This is a genomic window from Peribacillus glennii, from assembly GCF_003429105.1.
Classification (GTDB): domain Bacteria; phylum Bacillota; class Bacilli; order Bacillales; family DSM-1321; genus Peribacillus; species Peribacillus glennii.
This window is the reverse complement of sequence record NZ_QVTD01000016.1, coordinates 112,061-127,950: the sequence shown is the minus strand read 5'-3', so window position 1 is coordinate 127,950 and position 15,890 is coordinate 112,061. Positions and strand designations below refer to the sequence as shown.

The 15,890-nt window shown below is 39.6% G+C and carries 13 protein-coding genes and 2 pseudogenes; 4 read left to right on the top strand and 11 right to left on the bottom strand.

Going from position 1 to position 15,890, the window contains the following annotated elements; all coding sequences use genetic code 11:
* Window positions 1-1,098: 1,098 nt before the first annotated feature.
* Window positions 1,099-1,305, bottom strand: coding sequence for a tyrosine-type recombinase/integrase (locus D0466_RS23700; RefSeq protein WP_158555957.1), 207 nt, complete (start codon window positions 1,303-1,305; stop codon window positions 1,099-1,101).
* A 43-nt stretch (window positions 1,306-1,348) separates the two neighbouring features.
* Window positions 1,349-1,741: a tyrosine-type recombinase/integrase gene (locus D0466_RS23390; protein ID WP_117324113.1), complete on the bottom strand. Its 393-nt coding sequence runs from the start codon at window positions 1,739-1,741 to the stop codon at window positions 1,349-1,351.
* Between the two features lie 331 nt (window positions 1,742-2,072).
* Between D0466_RS23390 and D0466_RS19060 the strand changes: the two genes are divergently transcribed.
* Window positions 2,073-3,032: a TRM11 family SAM-dependent methyltransferase gene (locus D0466_RS19060; protein ID WP_233522707.1), complete on the top strand. Its 960-nt coding sequence runs from the start codon at window positions 2,073-2,075 to the stop codon at window positions 3,030-3,032.
* A gap of 712 nt (window positions 3,033-3,744) precedes the next feature.
* On the opposite strand, the pseudogene D0466_RS19055 reads toward D0466_RS19060, so the two are convergent.
* A pseudogene (locus D0466_RS19055) lies at window positions 3,745-4,255 on the bottom strand (DbpA RNA binding domain-containing protein); the annotation flags it as partial.
* 235 nt (window positions 4,256-4,490) lie between these two features.
* On the opposite strand from D0466_RS19055, the gene D0466_RS19050 reads away from it, so the two are divergent.
* Window positions 4,491-4,985 (top strand): CarD family transcriptional regulator, encoded by a 495-nt coding sequence (locus tag D0466_RS19050; protein WP_117324112.1) that lies wholly within the window; start codon window positions 4,491-4,493, stop codon window positions 4,983-4,985.
* A gap of 1,056 nt (window positions 4,986-6,041) precedes the next feature.
* Here D0466_RS19050 and D0466_RS21955 read toward each other — a convergent pair.
* From D0466_RS21955 to D0466_RS19030, 4 genes and pseudogenes are all read right to left on the bottom strand, one after another.
* The gene (locus D0466_RS21955) at window positions 6,042-6,368 is read right to left on the bottom strand and encodes a hypothetical protein (protein ID WP_142919950.1); all 327 of its coding nucleotides are present in this window, start codon (window positions 6,366-6,368) and stop codon (window positions 6,042-6,044) included.
* A 56-nt stretch (window positions 6,369-6,424) separates the two neighbouring features.
* Entirely contained in the window at window positions 6,425-7,255 is an 831-nt protein-coding gene (locus tag D0466_RS19040; protein ID WP_233522705.1) for an STAS domain-containing protein, read from the bottom strand.
* 118 nt (window positions 7,256-7,373) lie between these two features.
* Window positions 7,374-8,867, bottom strand: a pseudogene (locus tag D0466_RS19035) (IS1182 family transposase).
* 253 nt (window positions 8,868-9,120) lie between these two features.
* Window positions 9,121-9,666, bottom strand: a complete 546-nt coding sequence (locus tag D0466_RS19030; protein ID WP_117324109.1) for a hypothetical protein — start codon at window positions 9,664-9,666, stop codon at window positions 9,121-9,123.
* Between the two features lie 988 nt (window positions 9,667-10,654).
* Between D0466_RS19030 and D0466_RS23695 the strand changes: the two genes are divergently transcribed.
* Window positions 10,655-10,804 carry an RsiV family protein gene (locus tag D0466_RS23695; RefSeq protein ID WP_158555956.1) on the top strand — a complete coding sequence of 50 codons (150 nt, stop codon included), beginning with the start codon at window positions 10,655-10,657 and terminating at the stop codon, window positions 10,802-10,804.
* Window positions 10,805-11,645: 841 nt separating this feature from the next.
* On the opposite strand, the gene D0466_RS19015 is transcribed toward D0466_RS23695, so the two are convergent.
* The gene (locus D0466_RS19015) at window positions 11,646-11,996 is read right to left on the bottom strand and encodes a hypothetical protein (RefSeq protein ID WP_117324106.1); all 351 of its coding nucleotides are present in this window, start codon (window positions 11,994-11,996) and stop codon (window positions 11,646-11,648) included.
* Between the two features lie 303 nt (window positions 11,997-12,299).
* Here D0466_RS19015 and D0466_RS22345 point away from each other — a divergent pair, with 303 nt between their 5' ends.
* Window positions 12,300-12,461 (top strand): hypothetical protein, encoded by a 162-nt coding sequence (locus D0466_RS22345; RefSeq protein ID WP_158555955.1) that lies wholly within the window; start codon window positions 12,300-12,302, stop codon window positions 12,459-12,461.
* Window positions 12,462-12,796: 335 nt separating this feature from the next.
* Here D0466_RS22345 and D0466_RS19010 read toward each other — a convergent pair whose 3' ends face one another.
* The 3 genes from D0466_RS19010 to D0466_RS19000 form a co-directional block, all read right to left on the bottom strand.
* A complete protein-coding gene (locus D0466_RS19010; protein WP_117324105.1) occupies window positions 12,797-13,504 on the bottom strand; it encodes a galactosyltransferase-related protein in 708 nt (235 codons plus the stop codon).
* Window positions 13,505-13,593: 89 nt separating this feature from the next.
* Entirely contained in the window at window positions 13,594-14,535 is a 942-nt protein-coding gene (locus D0466_RS19005; protein WP_117324104.1) for an NAD-dependent epimerase/dehydratase family protein, read from the bottom strand.
* Complete coding sequence (locus D0466_RS19000) at window positions 14,532-15,848, bottom strand: UDP-glucose dehydrogenase family protein (RefSeq protein WP_117324103.1); 1,317 nt, start codon at window positions 15,846-15,848, stop codon at window positions 14,532-14,534. The genes D0466_RS19005 and D0466_RS19000 overlap by 4 nt, the downstream gene beginning before the upstream one ends.
* Window positions 15,849-15,890: the final 42 nt, after the last annotated feature.

Sequence of the window (15,890 nt, the reverse complement as noted above, 5' to 3'; positions counted from 1 at the left end):
AAAACTTCTTCATCATATCGCCCCCTTTACGTCTAGTATAACGGGTAGATAGCGAGGAACGATAGAAAAATTTCCAATAAAATCCAGCATTACAGTTTCATTAAATTGCGTTAAACCCCGAGATAAAAAATGATTTCCGGAATTTTTACCCCGAAATCGAAAATAATACTTATATGTGATCGTAGTCAATCGCCGCAAAAATCGGGGGCGCCCACCCGGTGTACCCCCTAACCGTTTATAGTCAGCGATGGTCAATCCGTATACATCGAGTGAATACGATATACAAAAGTAGTTTACATAATGTCCACTATCTTCAGTTAGTAGGGGGCGTACTCCATACAGCAGTAGGGTCGGACAACTTCGCGAAATTATCGGTTATGCACTATTTTATACATCGTTGATTTAACGCGGTTTCTGGCGATGGATTTCCTGCGAATCTTGCATAAAGCTGGGCCGGTAAATAGAGGGTGTGGAATTCAACGGAAGCACGCGCCAGAGGCGTGCAGCCGGTGTAATAGACGTTATGCAAGCACGGTATGGAAACGTCGAAATGTAACATTATGTATGCGGAATGACAGACGGAATAAGGCTTGCGGCTCCCTTCCGGAACCTTACCCGTTACCCTTTTCGTTGGTCTTCCCTACTGTGTTCTCCTTAGCCGATCGTTATTTTCACGTTGACAATCTTGTCCAATTTCGCCTATTATTAAACCGTAAAGGATGAACGAAAACTGTATGTAACTATCGGTGAAAACCGTGTAGGCGTTTGATTGAACGTTGACCTGACGGGGATTGAACGGCATGACCTATCGCGAAGGCGCCCCTCGGTCTTCAAAACCGCGTGAGAGGCGCGTGTCGTCTCTGGTGGGTTCGATTCCCACACGGTCCCGCCATCCTTATTATATAAGGATTTCCAAGGATTTCGAAGTATTATTGCGAAGCCATCTTTCAATAGAATTTTCTTTAAAATATCCTCTATGGTCACATTTTGGTCACATCGGTAATTTAATAAGTTGGTCAAACTGTTGAGCGGCTTCTTTTTGCATGTTTGGTAACACGTGAGTATAGGTGTCCATTGTTATGCCAATCGTTGAATGACCTAGGCGTTCAGATACCACTTTAGGATTACACCTTGCTGTAGCATCAAAGTAGCATGTGTATGTCTTAAATCGTGAAACCTTATTCTTAGTAAACCTGCTGCCTCAATTATTTTCAAGAATTTTTTAGCTACCTCTGATGGCTGAATAGGATTTCCGTTTAGTTGTGCAAAAACTAAACCCATATCATTATATTCCTTGCCCAGCAATAACTTGGTTTCTAGTTGTTTCTTATAAAATTTTTTTAAAACATTAATTAAGCTTGCCGTTACGTGTTATTGATCTACTCTTACCAGACTTTGGCTCCTTGAACGTAAGTCCTTGTTTCAATATAGGCTGCAAAGTTTGTCTTACATAGATAAGCTGGTTATCAAAATCAATATCCTGCCAACGGATACCTAAAACTTCTCCACGACGCATACCTGTTGATATAGCTGTTTGATATATCGGAAAATAGACCGTATCTCTGGACTTCTGTAAAAACCTCTTGACTTGCTCGTTATTCCAAGTTTGCATTTCCACTTTTTTAGTCTTAGGTGGCGTCACAGCCTCCGCCACATTTCTTACTATGAAATCCCATTTCACTGCATCCTTTAAGATTTTAGAAATTAACCTATGATGATGTTTAACTGATTGAGCAGACAATCCTCCTCCTCCATCTACCTTTCCATTAATAGAAGTTAGTAACAAAAAGAGGCTTCATAAGTTTGTCGACACCATGAGAAGCCTCTTTCAATATGTTACAAGTCCCTTTTATATCTTGGATGTAGTATAAATGATTTAATTATAAATCTTATTTGATATAGTTCCCCGAACATAAACAGGACATAAAGGTTCTCTGAGTTAATGGAGTTCACTATTCAAACAATAACTGATAAACTATCCCTTTAGAAGTTTGGAGCTGGTGATACAGCTAAATCCGGCTTAAAACAACTCCATAATTAACAAGAATTAGCTTATAAAGGATGAGAATCGATTGGACAATCTTACCCAGACACGTCAGTTTATATATACATATGTATGCAGTGAAGAGGAAAGATCCCTATGTCTTTTGGAAATGCGCTCTTTTTTTGGTCAGGACAGTTCGAAAAACATAATACAAAGCCCGGTGATGATTGACCCAAGCAGAAGCCCGTTTATCAAGGAACGTGTTGAAGTGATGTTTGAAGGAGAAGACCTGGCAGAAATATTGGAACAGGTTGATCAAATACACCTGAACGCATTAACGTTCAAGGTCGTCTTCGTTAAAATTAATGATCTTGAAAAGTCGGAAAAAATAGAGTATCAGGAACGGTTGAAAATAGAACGGGATATTGGCTGGCGGATTCACGGTGAAGCAGACCTTCATAATCCGGATGAGGTATTTGGTGTGGTTACGTTGGGCGGCAGATGGTATTTTGGGAAGTACTTAAAAGGAGAAGCAGTTTGGCTCCGCCATTTGAAAAAACCGCGGGAATATTCTACGGCTCTTAGTACCCGCGTAGCCCGGGCAGTCGCCAATATCGCCGTTCCGAATCCTGAGGGTATAAACGCAATTGACCCTTGCTGCGGCATTGGGACAGTTTTAGTGGAAGCTTTATCTATGGGAATACATATTGTTGGGCGCGACATTAATTATTTAGTAACAAATGGTTCGAGGGAGAATATTGCTTACTTCGGACTACATGGAGAGGTAGTAACAGGATCCATCTCGGAAGTTACACAAAACTATGATGTGGCAATTATCGATATGCCGTACAATCTTTATACTCATGCTACCCCAGAAGATCAGCTCTTGATTTTAAAACATGCCCGCCGTTTTTCCAAAAAGACTGTCGTTGTAACCATTGTTACAATCGATGACATGGTGGCAGAGGCTGGTTTTAAAATTACAGACCGCTGTGTTGTACGGAAAGGTAAAAGTGCATTTGAAAGACAAATACTGGTTTGTGAATAAAGGTTGAACCAACTTGTAGCTGGGATTATATTTAGTAGCAATCTGAAAAGGGTTAAACCTTTGAAAAACATGATTCATTTGGTGTCTTGGTTTGCATAATCAGTCGCTCCACTACCGAAATATGACTACCTTCAACTAGCCAGACGCCATATCACCTATATAGTTACCCTGAAAAGTTATTGCTCCAATAACTTTTCAGGGTCCATTTCTACATGGAGTCCACTTCCTGTTCTCTAGAACAAGGAATCCTAGAATAAGGAATTTTTTCAAATCATTTTCCTGTATAAAAATGTAAACGAGGCTCCTAGCCCACTGGTCGATCAACTGGCCAATTGGTGTGGGCGGGGCTGGCGAATCTGTACTGGATCGATCTCAAAACGGCATTGGTGGATTTTCCCCCTCCCAAGTCTCCCTATCCTCAGATGTGGCTTCCTATTAGGCTTCATCGAAGTCAAGTCAGCAGTTGACAGTAAATTGAAACAGTGAGGGCGCATTGATACTTAATTTAAAAGGCTCAAGGCTCGTGTTAATAGGTGCTTTGGTTTTTCTTGCCGTGATTTTCTTGTACTATGGCCCCACCTTACGAAAAAATGCATTTCCTCACACTAAATTCAAATATAATAAATTATAATATCCTTTGTAGTTCAACGTCATGTAGATTCAACCAATGTGATTGAATCTACACTGCCATATAAGTGCCCTGCTGTACTCTTTATTTTATCGCCTTGCTAACTTTCAGTTTCTTTCCTTTGATCGTTGTATTCTCCATGGCTTGTAAGACTAGTGATCCTTTTCCATTAAGAATATCCACATATGACAAGTTGTCCTGGATTGTTATAATTCCAATATCATCTACTGATACTCCAGTTATTTTTGAAATTGTTCCAACAAAATCGACAGCTCGAATCTTCTTCTTTTTCCCCCCGCTAAAATGGAGTTTCATGATATCTTTGTTTATTCGCGCAGTCTGTCGAGCCTATGGTCAATAATTATTTTTCACTACTCGGGTGCCGCTGATTTTTCTTCGAAAGCAGCTTGTCCGCTAGCAACTTCCTCATGTCTCGGTGCTTCTATTGTAGTTATCTCAAATCCAATGTACTTTTCAATTGCTTTAAGGAATTTCCCTTCATTGGTGTGGAAAATGTAATGGCTTTTCCTTTATTGCCAGCACGCCCTGTTCTTCCGGTTCGGTGGACATAGCTCTCTTTTTCCATTGGAACGTCATTGTGTTATGGACGTTGTAAAAAAAAATTAAGCACGTTACTGTGAACTCAGCAAACCTGAAGAATAATTTAAATCTATGCTATTTTTTATAATTTTTTTAAGATAGCATTATGAAAAACAATTTAATAATTAACGCCTGAAAAAAATCAAAAACTGTTGACATTTATTTATCTTAATGATATTATATTTGTTTTGATAAAAGTCCCAACAAATGTTATCATGGTAATATGATACGTGGAGGTGGATTATTTGTTTCAAATTGGCGATAAAATTATATATCCAATGCATGGAGCAGGTGTAATAGAGGGAATTGAAGAAAAAGAAATACAAGGACAAACCCAGAAATATTATGTAATAAAAATACTGATGAATAATATGCAAGTTCTCATCCCAATCAAGAATGTTACCAATTTACGCATACGTTCGGTTGAAAATAAGATTTCCATGGAAAATGTATTAGACATTGTCCATCAAGGAGAATCCGATAGGTCATTATCCTGGAAACAAAGATACCAGATCAACTCAGATAAAATGAGAACAGGTAAATTACAAGAAGGTGCTGAAGTAGTACGTGATTTAACGCGCATCCAAAATGAAAAAACTCTTAATTCCAGCGAAAAACAAATGTTGCAGAACGCCAAGAAGATTTTAGTTGGCGAATTAGGGTTAATCAGAGGAATAACTGAGGTGCAAGCAACTGATTTGTTGAAAACCATCATCAACGGCTAGGACAAACGGTGCATTTATAACTCCGATAGGCGTAATTGCTGTTCCTTGTTTTTTGATACTTCTCCGGCTCACATTCGCAACATACAACCTCTTTTGTCATTTCGATAAGCTTGAACAAAACCATTTTATTATTATGTTGATCCCTTTTTAATTCCTTTCCCTTTGGTAAGACAATATCCTCGCCAAATAACTATATTATTTCAATTGATGTATTACTCGCTAATACAGCTGAGCCATCTTTGTTTCGATTCATTATTGGAGGGTTCTACTAGAATTGTCTTGTAAATATGTTTAATCTTATTGATGTACTTAAGGAACACTTACTGATATGTCTGCGTATTATCGGCAATTTCAGCTGACGATTCTTACTGTCAGATTAATTAGGGCAATTTTGGCACACAGTTAACAAACTATCCCATGATTCACTCCTTCAGGCCCAAAATAATAAAAACGAGCCTGTTATAGCACATCTAAACACTTTTGCATCTTATATGAGTCTTCAATAAAAAAAGCAAACCCTTGCTGGATTTGCAAATATGTCGGTAACTAATAAAGACTAAATTAAATGATTTATTCCTTTTTTATACACTGTTTTTTGGTCACATTTTGGTAACATAATTCAAATAATATTAGATAACAAGATAAAACTAAAAATCATTCAATTGTATGAAACCCTATAGAATCAGTGAATACCAACAACTTGACGTAATTTAAAGATACCAGAAATAATACATACCCTCTAACTTCAAAACCGCGTGAGAGGCGCGTGTCGTCTCTGGTGGGTTCGATACCCACACGGTCCCGCCATATTAACTTACAGCCGCAAGGGTTTGAGCATTTTCATTCACCTTTGCGTTAGATGACCATACATAGGGATATACGTAACAGTTTCCAGCCAGTTTCAGACAAGACCGTTTGAGACCGATATAGAAAACCGTGTTGGACTTATCAAGAAAACCGTATGGTTCGTAGCTCGCTTAATACTAGTTAAGGGGCTTTTGTTATGCAAAGAAGAGTAACCAGGAAGATGAAAAGGGATACCGCAGCGTCCACCTTTCAGACCCAGGATTTCTTAACCATGCAGGAAATGTTTGAACGGTTTATGCTACTGAAAAAGGCGGAAGGATTAGCCAGGCGAACCATAAAGGATATTATGTGCATTATGACTATTTCCTGTTTTTCGAATTGATGTGCGCAGTGCGGACATAACCATTTATCGAAAGCTTCATAGTGTGCTTTATATTTATCATCTTGCATAGGCTTGCTAATAACGGCTTTATTCGGCTTTGTTGTAGTTGGTTGGTTAAACTTGTTTGGCATTTGATTTTCTGCTTGGTTATTAACTGCTTTAGGTTCCTCTGGTTGAGATTCATTATTTTTCAAATATCTTTGAAGAACTTCAAAATTTTCACATTGATATCCCCTTTTATTTTCGATTGTTAAAACCGATTCTTCATGTTTTCTATGGCTTTCATGACATTTGCATATGTCTCAATCATTGAAAAATCGATGCCACCGTTAATAACTTGTGTTGCTAAATCAGGGCGAATGCCAGTAAAAACTACATGTATTCCTAACAAACGAAGAATATCATGAACCCTAAACAAATGGCTTGCAACGTTTGTATCGATGGTCACAATACCAGAGAAATCAATAATAAGACACTTAATATTTAATCGAGGAATATCCGGTAAAACCTTATTCAAGAAATATTCAACCCTATAAGAATCTACTTCTCCAATCAATGGGAGAATAGCAATCCCGTCTTGAATTGGAACAATTGGAGCTGATAATTCATTGATGGCTTTTTGCTGTTTGTTTATTTCTCTTTCTCTTTTATCGAGCAGAGTATCTTTTTCACGTTCGAAGGCAAGTATTGTTTCTGTAACACTGATGTCAAGCATATGACTAACTGTTTTATTTAAAGTCACTGTATCTTCTACGGAAAGCTTATGTTCTATTGCAATTTTAGTCATTTGTTCTATAAAGCCTAAACGAATAGAAGGATAGCGTCCTATCATTCCTGAAATATTTCCTTTTAGAGCTGCTTGTCGCTCTCCGTTTTCTTTGCTCATTTCTATAAAACGCTGCGGCACTCTATCTTCACCTAACGTAATAGCTTCAGCCAATAGTTCTATAAATTCAATATAAACATCATAATAATACTTTTTCTCTGCTTCGGGAAAATAGACACCTAACCTTCGAAGAATATCACCAACGATTTTTTTAGCTAATGTTTCAGAGTTATCAGTTAAGTATTTTGCTTCCATCAAAAGGGAATTCATTTTGCCACGTCCTTGTCTCTATGTTAATTTTCATGGTTATTTGAATGGAATTAAGCCTGTTATCTTTAATGTAACTTTTTAAGTGTAGGCAGTCTATAGTTGATTACTTAATCACATAAAAAAAGAGGCAAAAGCCTCCCAGATTGTCGACAAAAGGGGTTTGGAATGGTCTCATTCCGAACCCCTTTTGGTCATTCTTTTCTATTTTTTTTATTTTGAGTGTGAATTCACGCGTGTTAGCCTCATTTTTCAGACCGTTTCTGGACCATTCCAAGTCCAGTTGGCCATTTTCTTAAGATTCATGGCAACGAAAGTAAGCATCGCCTGCATGGACAATTTTTTAAGTCCCCTTAACGTTGTCCAACGCATGCCATGCTTTTCTTTTGCATCTGCGAATACACGCTCGATCGTTTCTTTTCGTTTCGCATAAATCGGTTTTACATCTTTGTGATGACGAAGATGGTCAGTTTCCTCCACATACTCCTGCCAAATATGCCTGGTGACAGCTTTTTGATGGTCCTTGCTTTCGGTACACTGCGATAAAAATGGGCAGGTTGCACATATGTGCTTCGATGACTTGTACTCACGATAGCCTTCCTTGTTCGTCGTCGAATATTTCAGGACCTCACCAGCCGGGCAAAGGTAACAGTCGAAGTGTTCATCATAGACCATTCGTGTTTCCGGAAAAACCCATCTTTTGTGCGTGGCCGTGTATATGGCATGGCCGGCGTCATTTCTTTCTCTATCAAATACTTCGTAATAGCAGGTGTTTTATAGGCCGCGTCTGCCGCAACAGCTTTCGGTTTTCCGACCTTCTCCATAATCTGTTCCACCAACGGCTCCAGGATATGGCTGTCATGCGTGTTCCCCGGTGTCACGACGTCCCTAGCACAAAGCCGTTGCGGTCTGAGGCCGCATGGAAGGAATAGGCGAACTGTTTGGTCCGTTCATCCTTGACGTAGTAGCCACTCTCCGGATCAGTGGTGCTTTCCTTGATTTCCTTCGATTCTTCTTTCTCGAACTTGTCCGGGGGGATCGGTTTTTTATCATGATCTTCACGGTCCTGGTTGATTTCTTCCTAAAGACGTTCTTGATAGGCATGAGTTTCTTTTCGCACGACTTTCTTATCGAATTTATGCTTATTCGCACTCGCTTTGACGTGTGTGGAATCAATAAAGACATGTTCGGCACTAATGAATTTTTTCTCAGCTGCCGTCTTTAATATCCGATAGAAAATCCGTTCGAATAGGTCTGTATCTTTAAAACGGCGCTCATAGTTTTTACCGAAGGTAGAGAAATGGGGCACTTAATCATAAAAGCCATAGCCTAAAAACCAACGATAGGCCATGTTTGTTTTCAATTCTTCAATCGTTTGGCGCATCGAGCGACTGCCGAATGTATATTGAATAAATGTAAGTTTAATTAATATAACTGGGTCAATACTTGGACGACCGACTTCAGAATACACATCTTTTACCAAGTCATAAATGAAAGAGAAATCAATGGCTGCCTCCGTTTAATGATTCGCAGATGCCAACTGGTCTAAAGCAATCATTTCAATTTGGTCTCGTTGAATGGAATTATGTTTGGAAAGCATCTTCATCACCTCAAGCATTGTTCTATTAATATTTTAAAACAAAAAAGACTGTAGGCAAACTCGATTTTAATCGAGTTTGCCTACAGTCTGAGACACTCGTTAGTGAGTGTCTTACTTTCTTTTGTAAGGTTTTAAGTTCTTCTTACCCACGAGATAGTTAGTGTTAACTTCCTGTGTATCTATTATTAGCACCTTTTCTGGTACTCCTTGACATGAGTATGTAGCTTGCCATTATAGAATACCCATTTAGCCTTTATTTCACCGGAACGTCAGTGAATGTGGCGTTTACAGTATCATAACTATCATTGTCAATTACTCGTAAGTTACCTGATACCTTTGTAGGTTCACCAGCGTCAGCTAACTCAGTTGTTTGTGCTACAGCGTACCCTTTAGACTTAGGTGAAATGGGGTCTGACATTGTAAGATCACTTGAACTAAAGCCATTTACAGCAACACTATCACCTTGAATAAGAATCGTTTTGTCTGTCTTATTTTCAACGAGGAATTTCATTCCCTCAGAACTAACCTCTTTAAAGCTGATAATTACCTGTTCGTTTTCCCATACTTTAGTAAGTGCTTTTTCCACTGGCTTAGGTGCTGGCTTTTCTTCCTTCTTAGGTTCAGTAGCAGCAGTCTCAGTAGTTTCCTTTTCATCAGTTATCTTAGTGTCAGTTTCAGTAGCTTCATTTGAACCTCCACCGAATATAGCACCACCAATTACAATACCAGCAATTAGTGTAACCCACCATTTCTTGTAGAACGGAACTTTAACCTTATTCACTTGTGATTCTATTGTCATAACTTATTTCCCCTTTATGTATGTTTGTTTCTTGATGCGAAAGTAATTGTAACATCTTTGTAATTATATTGATATAATAAAATAGACTTAAAATTTTTTGTAATTTTTACCAGGACCCTTTTCTACAGCCCCAAAAAGTCCTCACAAAAATGGTGCAATTTTTTTCAGGCTGTTAAACAATATGAAAACCCCAAAAGCCTTAACCGCCCCGTTTACTAGAAGGGTACAGCGATTCGAGTAATACAATGACCCACAAAACAAAAGTTAATGGCGTTAGTATCGCCCTCAGCAACAAGTTATAGGAAATTGCTGCAATTGCTGTTATTAGCTGTTGGGATAGAGTTGTACGTGGAAGGTATTCAAAAATGGTGTATATATTTTGCAGACACCAGACGAGGGATATAGAAGGGTGCCTCCCCGTATAAACCCCCTTCTGTATATATTCCTCGTTATGATCTTTATTCTATGCCTTACTATATTAGTGCCTAGTTGCTGTTGTTTCTTTTCTTTCATTCGTTTGTTTGTTTCTTTTGTTCATTCGTTCTTGCGTTCGTTTGTTCTATTGTTCGTTGTTCCTTTGGCCTTTGCCTGTTGTGCGGTGGCGGTGTTGTTGCCCTCGTGGTGCTGTGCTGTTGCCCTGTGCTATGCCTATGCCCTGTATATATGCCCGTGTGCTGGGGTGTGTGAGGTAGGCTGTGCGTTAGTGGTATGGTATGCCTCTATATAGTAGGGCTGTACAGTGGCTGTGAGGCGTTCTATATTAGCCCTACTTATAGCCCTGTTATTAGCCCCAACTTTTAATAGATAGTTTTGATTGAAAGAAATCCCTTATTCCTGTGTTAGAAAATATCCCCTGTAATTAGTGTAAACATTTGACAAAATAAAAAAGCGTTGTCCCTTGCAGGAATACGCTTTTCATAATTCTGCATATTTAAGTTTAAACTGAGACAACTTTTAAGAAATATCCTGTACATCTTGTCTAACAACTTTGGAAAAGCAAAGTGATGTACCTGTCAATAAAAATTCCCAATTTCACTTTACAAATGGTGGAATTTACTTAGTATTCCAAGAGTATGAAGTATCTTACTACGCAGCCGGTAATCCGGTAGTGAAAATTCCAAGTTCAGTTTATAGATAATGTGTATAAAAGGGAACCACTCCCCCCTTGTTCTAACCAGGAATCTGACCGTTCCTGGTTAGAACAAGGGGGTATATTTTAAATCCAAAATAAAAAGGCAGCTATTATTGTAACTGCTAGACTAAATTGAACAGTTTTTGCTAAATAAAAATGAACACTTTTAATCACAATGAATGCCAGCTGAGCTATTATAGTATTTTCGACATAGTTGTAGCTGGAGGATTTGAAAGGTGGACATCCCTACTTCTTCTTTTGCATTAGAAATAATATGATCTCGGAGTAACCTTAGAATTTCAGAATCCTCTGTACGACCAAGAACAATTTGTCCTGCATATTCTCCAATCCCTTTTGGTTGATATGTTAATACTGCTCTACCAATGCCACCTTAACGTCACCTCCATAAAATAAAAGAAACCGCTCTTTAATGAACGGTTTCCTTTTCAATATATATAGGAATTTTTTTAATTCTCTTCCTAACTTTCTCTGTATGGCCTGATAACACGACCATTTTACACCTATTATTTTTACACACTCAGCAGGGGAGTATCCTGCTAATAGCAGTCGAAGCATTTCTCTCTCCTGGGGCGAACCATCTTTCTTTACTCTATGGATAATGTTATATCTAATACGCCTGCTCCTCTGCACGTAAAACAGCAGTTTCAGGATTTAGGAACCTATTGTTATCAGTTATAAAATCTGGAAATATAATAAGCTATATTTTCAGACTTACTAATAGTCTATGCCTTTTTTCGCGATCCCTTTTTATTCTTTTTGATTCTTTAATCACTAAACAAATAAATAATTGATAGATTGTCTGGTCTATTTCAATCCAGCGGGATGATTAAACTACAATCCTCCATAAGGCATGTCTTATATCATGAGTTGGTTTTACACCTAAAGAGTCAATAAAATACATATCGATTATTCCGACATCCTCATCCACAAAAACTTCCTCCAACAACATGATACCAAGTACATTTACATCATCCGGTAACGTAGTAGAATCATGACAGGGCTCGCTATTATACATTGATAGGTTCCACTCGCGTAAATCCAAATTGTTTACAAACTCTGTCACTATACCGATCCCTTTTAAGACCTTGCTTTCAAGCTGCTTAGTAACTTCTAAAAACCTACCTGCAAAAGAATCTATCCCAAGAAAAAACTTGCTTATCAAATCTGTTTGGGTCATTTAAAGATTACACTCCTTTACTTTTTAATAAGCGGGTAAGCGCGTTCACTACTCATTATATATAGGTCAAAAAAATCCAGTTACTAGACGTTTTCTGAGATTTTTTTTTGATTTTTTAGCATATAGTTATTTACAGTGCTTTTTTATAGTATACAAGTTAATTATTACCTATCAAGGCCTTAATCGCACGCATGAAAATCTTAGGGTTGAAAGTTTTGATTCAACCTATTCAGATATGAAAAAAGCATACTTTTAGGAGCACCTAAAAGTATCTAATTAAAAGGATTATGGTTTATAACTACAATGCTTGAGGATCTAGGTGAAGCAGAAGCCATCTTGGAAGCTCTAAAGGATGTGTTTGAGGAAGGTGTTGTTGTGACACCTGATTTGGCAGGCGCAGCGACTACCGAAGAGTTTGGAGATAAGGTTTGCAAGAAGCAGGCTAAGTATGCCGTTGCAAAATAGGATTGTAGTGGTTTCACGATTATCGGTTGTTCACGACCGAGAAGTATATGTAATCCAGCTAATATGTATAAAAAAATGACTGCCCCTCCCATTGAAAGATGTGTTTGGCAGACGTGGTGCAGTCATTTTTGGTTTTGGATGTCCCGTCAGTTGATCTACGTTCCAGGCAAAAAGACTCTTTCGTGGGCAGCACGACAGGTGAAATACCACAGGAGCGGTAGCGCCGAGGAGCCTCTAACGCCCTCACAGCGGAAAGTGAAGCGCCTGGACCGGAAATCAAATGACCTATCATTCTAAGAACAGTTTAGTGTAGTTTGTATTAAAGAGAAGGGAGCTTACGATCCGGATTGTCTACGTGCCTTGATCCATTTTCTCATTTCATCTGCATTCCCTCTTCTTTTAGCGTACTCTTTATATAATTTATGATTATTTTCAAAGTTGGGATTTCCTTTAGCTTCTGTCCTAGGATGCCAGAGATGGTACAGATCGTATTTGTTGATCCTTCTGTAGGGACCGCATAAGGTGTTCATCGCATCCCTGAATGCATTGTCCTCTCTGCCCCAGCCTGCAAATCTTTCATCAAATCCCCCGACCAGGTTAAAGTTTGCGCGGCTAAGGACTGCAAATGCGCCTACAGGTTTATGATCCTTCAACTCAAATCGATCCTTGAATTCTACATTGAAGGGAAGGGGCCATTGGGCATCGGTGCCCAAAAGTGCTTCGGTACTAAATTGTGATAGGTCCAGTATTTTATTATATGGGATAACCCAGGCATGTTCATCAAGCAGCTGGACCGCATTGATTAACACCTGTGGGTCGTATACGACATCTGTATCTATAATGGCAAACACATCTCTTGTTGCAATTTTTGCAGCATTATTTATAGCTTGCGATCTGTTAAACAGTTCACTGTTGCACTCCCCGATACAAATTTCAACCTCGGGCATCATATTTTTGTAAAAAGATTGTACCCATTTGAATAAATTATCTCTGACCCCATAATCTGGTTTGTATGGCATCAGCACAGATACTTTTTCTAACATCTACATTCCTCCAGGTGTAGGTGAAAAAGCAGGCTTATATTGTGAAGTGTTTTTAAACAAATGCACCGGGTTCTCGCCCACAATACTGTTTAGGAGTGATACATCTTCTTGATATATTCCCACTCATTTTGGATCCCTTCATGCAAGGTGATTTTCGGTGTATATCCCAGTTTTTCACGCGCCAGCGATATATCCGCCCATGTATGAAGAGGATCACCGGGCTGCCTGGGCTGGTAATCGATTTTTATTTTCTTGCTGGTGACAGCTTCCATAACAGAAAGGACTTGATTCACGGAAGACCTTTCCGCGCCCCCGATATTAAACACATTTCCGTGCTCCGGGTGGTTCATCGCCAGAATATTTGCTTCAATGGCATCACTCACATACGTGAAATCCCGGGTTTGCTGGCCGTTGCCAAAGAGGGTGATGGGTTCGTCTTGTAGGACTGCTTTCAGGAATTTGTGAAAGGCCATGTCAGGGCGCTGCCTTGGACCATAAACGGTGAAGTACCTCAGCGAAGTTGCCGGCAACCCAAAATTGAGGTGATATATATGGACTAAATGCTCACCGGCCAATTTACTTGTGCCATACGGAGAAATCGGCATTGCAGGTTTGTCTTCAGAGGTACTGCCGTCCGTTATACCGTAAATGGAGGAAGTCGAGGCATACACAAATTTCTTTAGGGGCAGGTACTTGCATGCTTCCAAGAGCCTCTGAGTCATAAGGATATTCAGTTCCACATATTGACGAAAGTTATTTCCCCAGCTATTCCTGACGCCCGCAATCGCTGCCTGATGGAAGACGACTTCAATCCCCTCAAGTAGTTCTTTTAAATCAAGCTCCAAGAGATTGCCGTTGACTAACTTGAAGTTTGGATGCTGCAAAAGCTCTTCAGTGCTATATTGCTTGAAGCGCTCCCATTCTTTGAACAGGAACATATCAACACCCGTCACCTCGTGTCCTTCAGCCAGCAGCCTTTCACATAAGTGAGAGCCTATGAAACCAGCTGCACCCGTAACCAGTACCTTCATGTTTGATTTCCCCTCCCTAATGCTAGATAGGTTATGCCGGCTGCCTTAATTATGTTTGGTTCATAAAGATTCCGCCCATCCAATAGGATCGGATTTTTCATATAAGCTTTTGCCTCATTCCAATCAATGCTGGTGAAAGTATCCCAAGTAGTACACAGGACGGCTGCGTCGGCTCCGACCAATGTCTCTTCGATTGTTTGGCAGACTATGATTTTACTATCATTAGGCCAAGGAGTTTTTGTGTTTGATTGAATGGTAGGGTCAAGGATGCGGATCTCTTTGCACGCAGGCAGGAGTTTGTTCACAATCTTAATTGCAGGAGATTCTCTTTGGTCATCCGTTTCAGGTTTAAAAGTGAGACCTAGTATCGAGATGGTCCAGGGTTCATTTGTTACCTTATCAAGAGAATCAGCCAATTTCGCCAGGTACACATTAGGCATTGATTCATTAACGGACTCTATTTCTTTCAAAATATGCGTTTCAACACCTATCAGATCCGCTGTAGAAATCAACGCCTTTACATCCTTGGGAAAACAGGAGCCGCCATAACCAATTCCCGATTGAAGAAATTCTGTTCCAATCCGCGGATCCAAACCGACTCCGTAAGCGATTTGAAGGATATCGGCTCCCGTCTTGTCTGCGATTTGGGCAATTTCATTGATAAAGGAAATTTTGGCTGCAAGGTAAGCATTTGAGGCGTATTTAATTAATTCAGCTGTTTCCCAATCACATATAACAAGTTTACTGTTAAGCTGGTGATACAGTTTTTTTATAATGGTAATGGCATCCTGACTGTTTCCGCCAATGACAGTCCTGTCAGGATTAAGAGTATCATAGACGGCATGGCCTTCCCGCAGGAATTCCGGATTGGAGATGACATCAAATAGTGTGCGGTCAGCGACTTTTTCCCCCAGATAATCCGATAACCAGCGATTTGTGCCAATGGGGACCGTGCTTTTGATCACAATGACCTTGTAATCATTAATGGAAGCGGCTATTGTATCAGCTACTGACCGGAGATATTTTAAATCGGCAGTACCATTATCAAGCGAAGGAGTCCCGACGGCAATTAACAGGATGTCGCTTGCCTGAATCGCTTCCTCGACCTGATCGGAAAAGGTTAATGTGCCCCTGAGAATATTATCCTTCAGCATTTCGTCAAGACCAGGCTCTACAAATGGGAGAATCCCGGCCGATAACTTTTTTACTTTTGCGGAATCCACATCCGCACCGATTACGTGATGGCCCAAGGTAGCTAACACTGCAGCAGTCGTGGTTCCCACATATCCGGAACCAATCACTGTAACTTTCATGATCCATTTCTTCCTTTCGAATTCTTCCGTTGTTTGAGGACG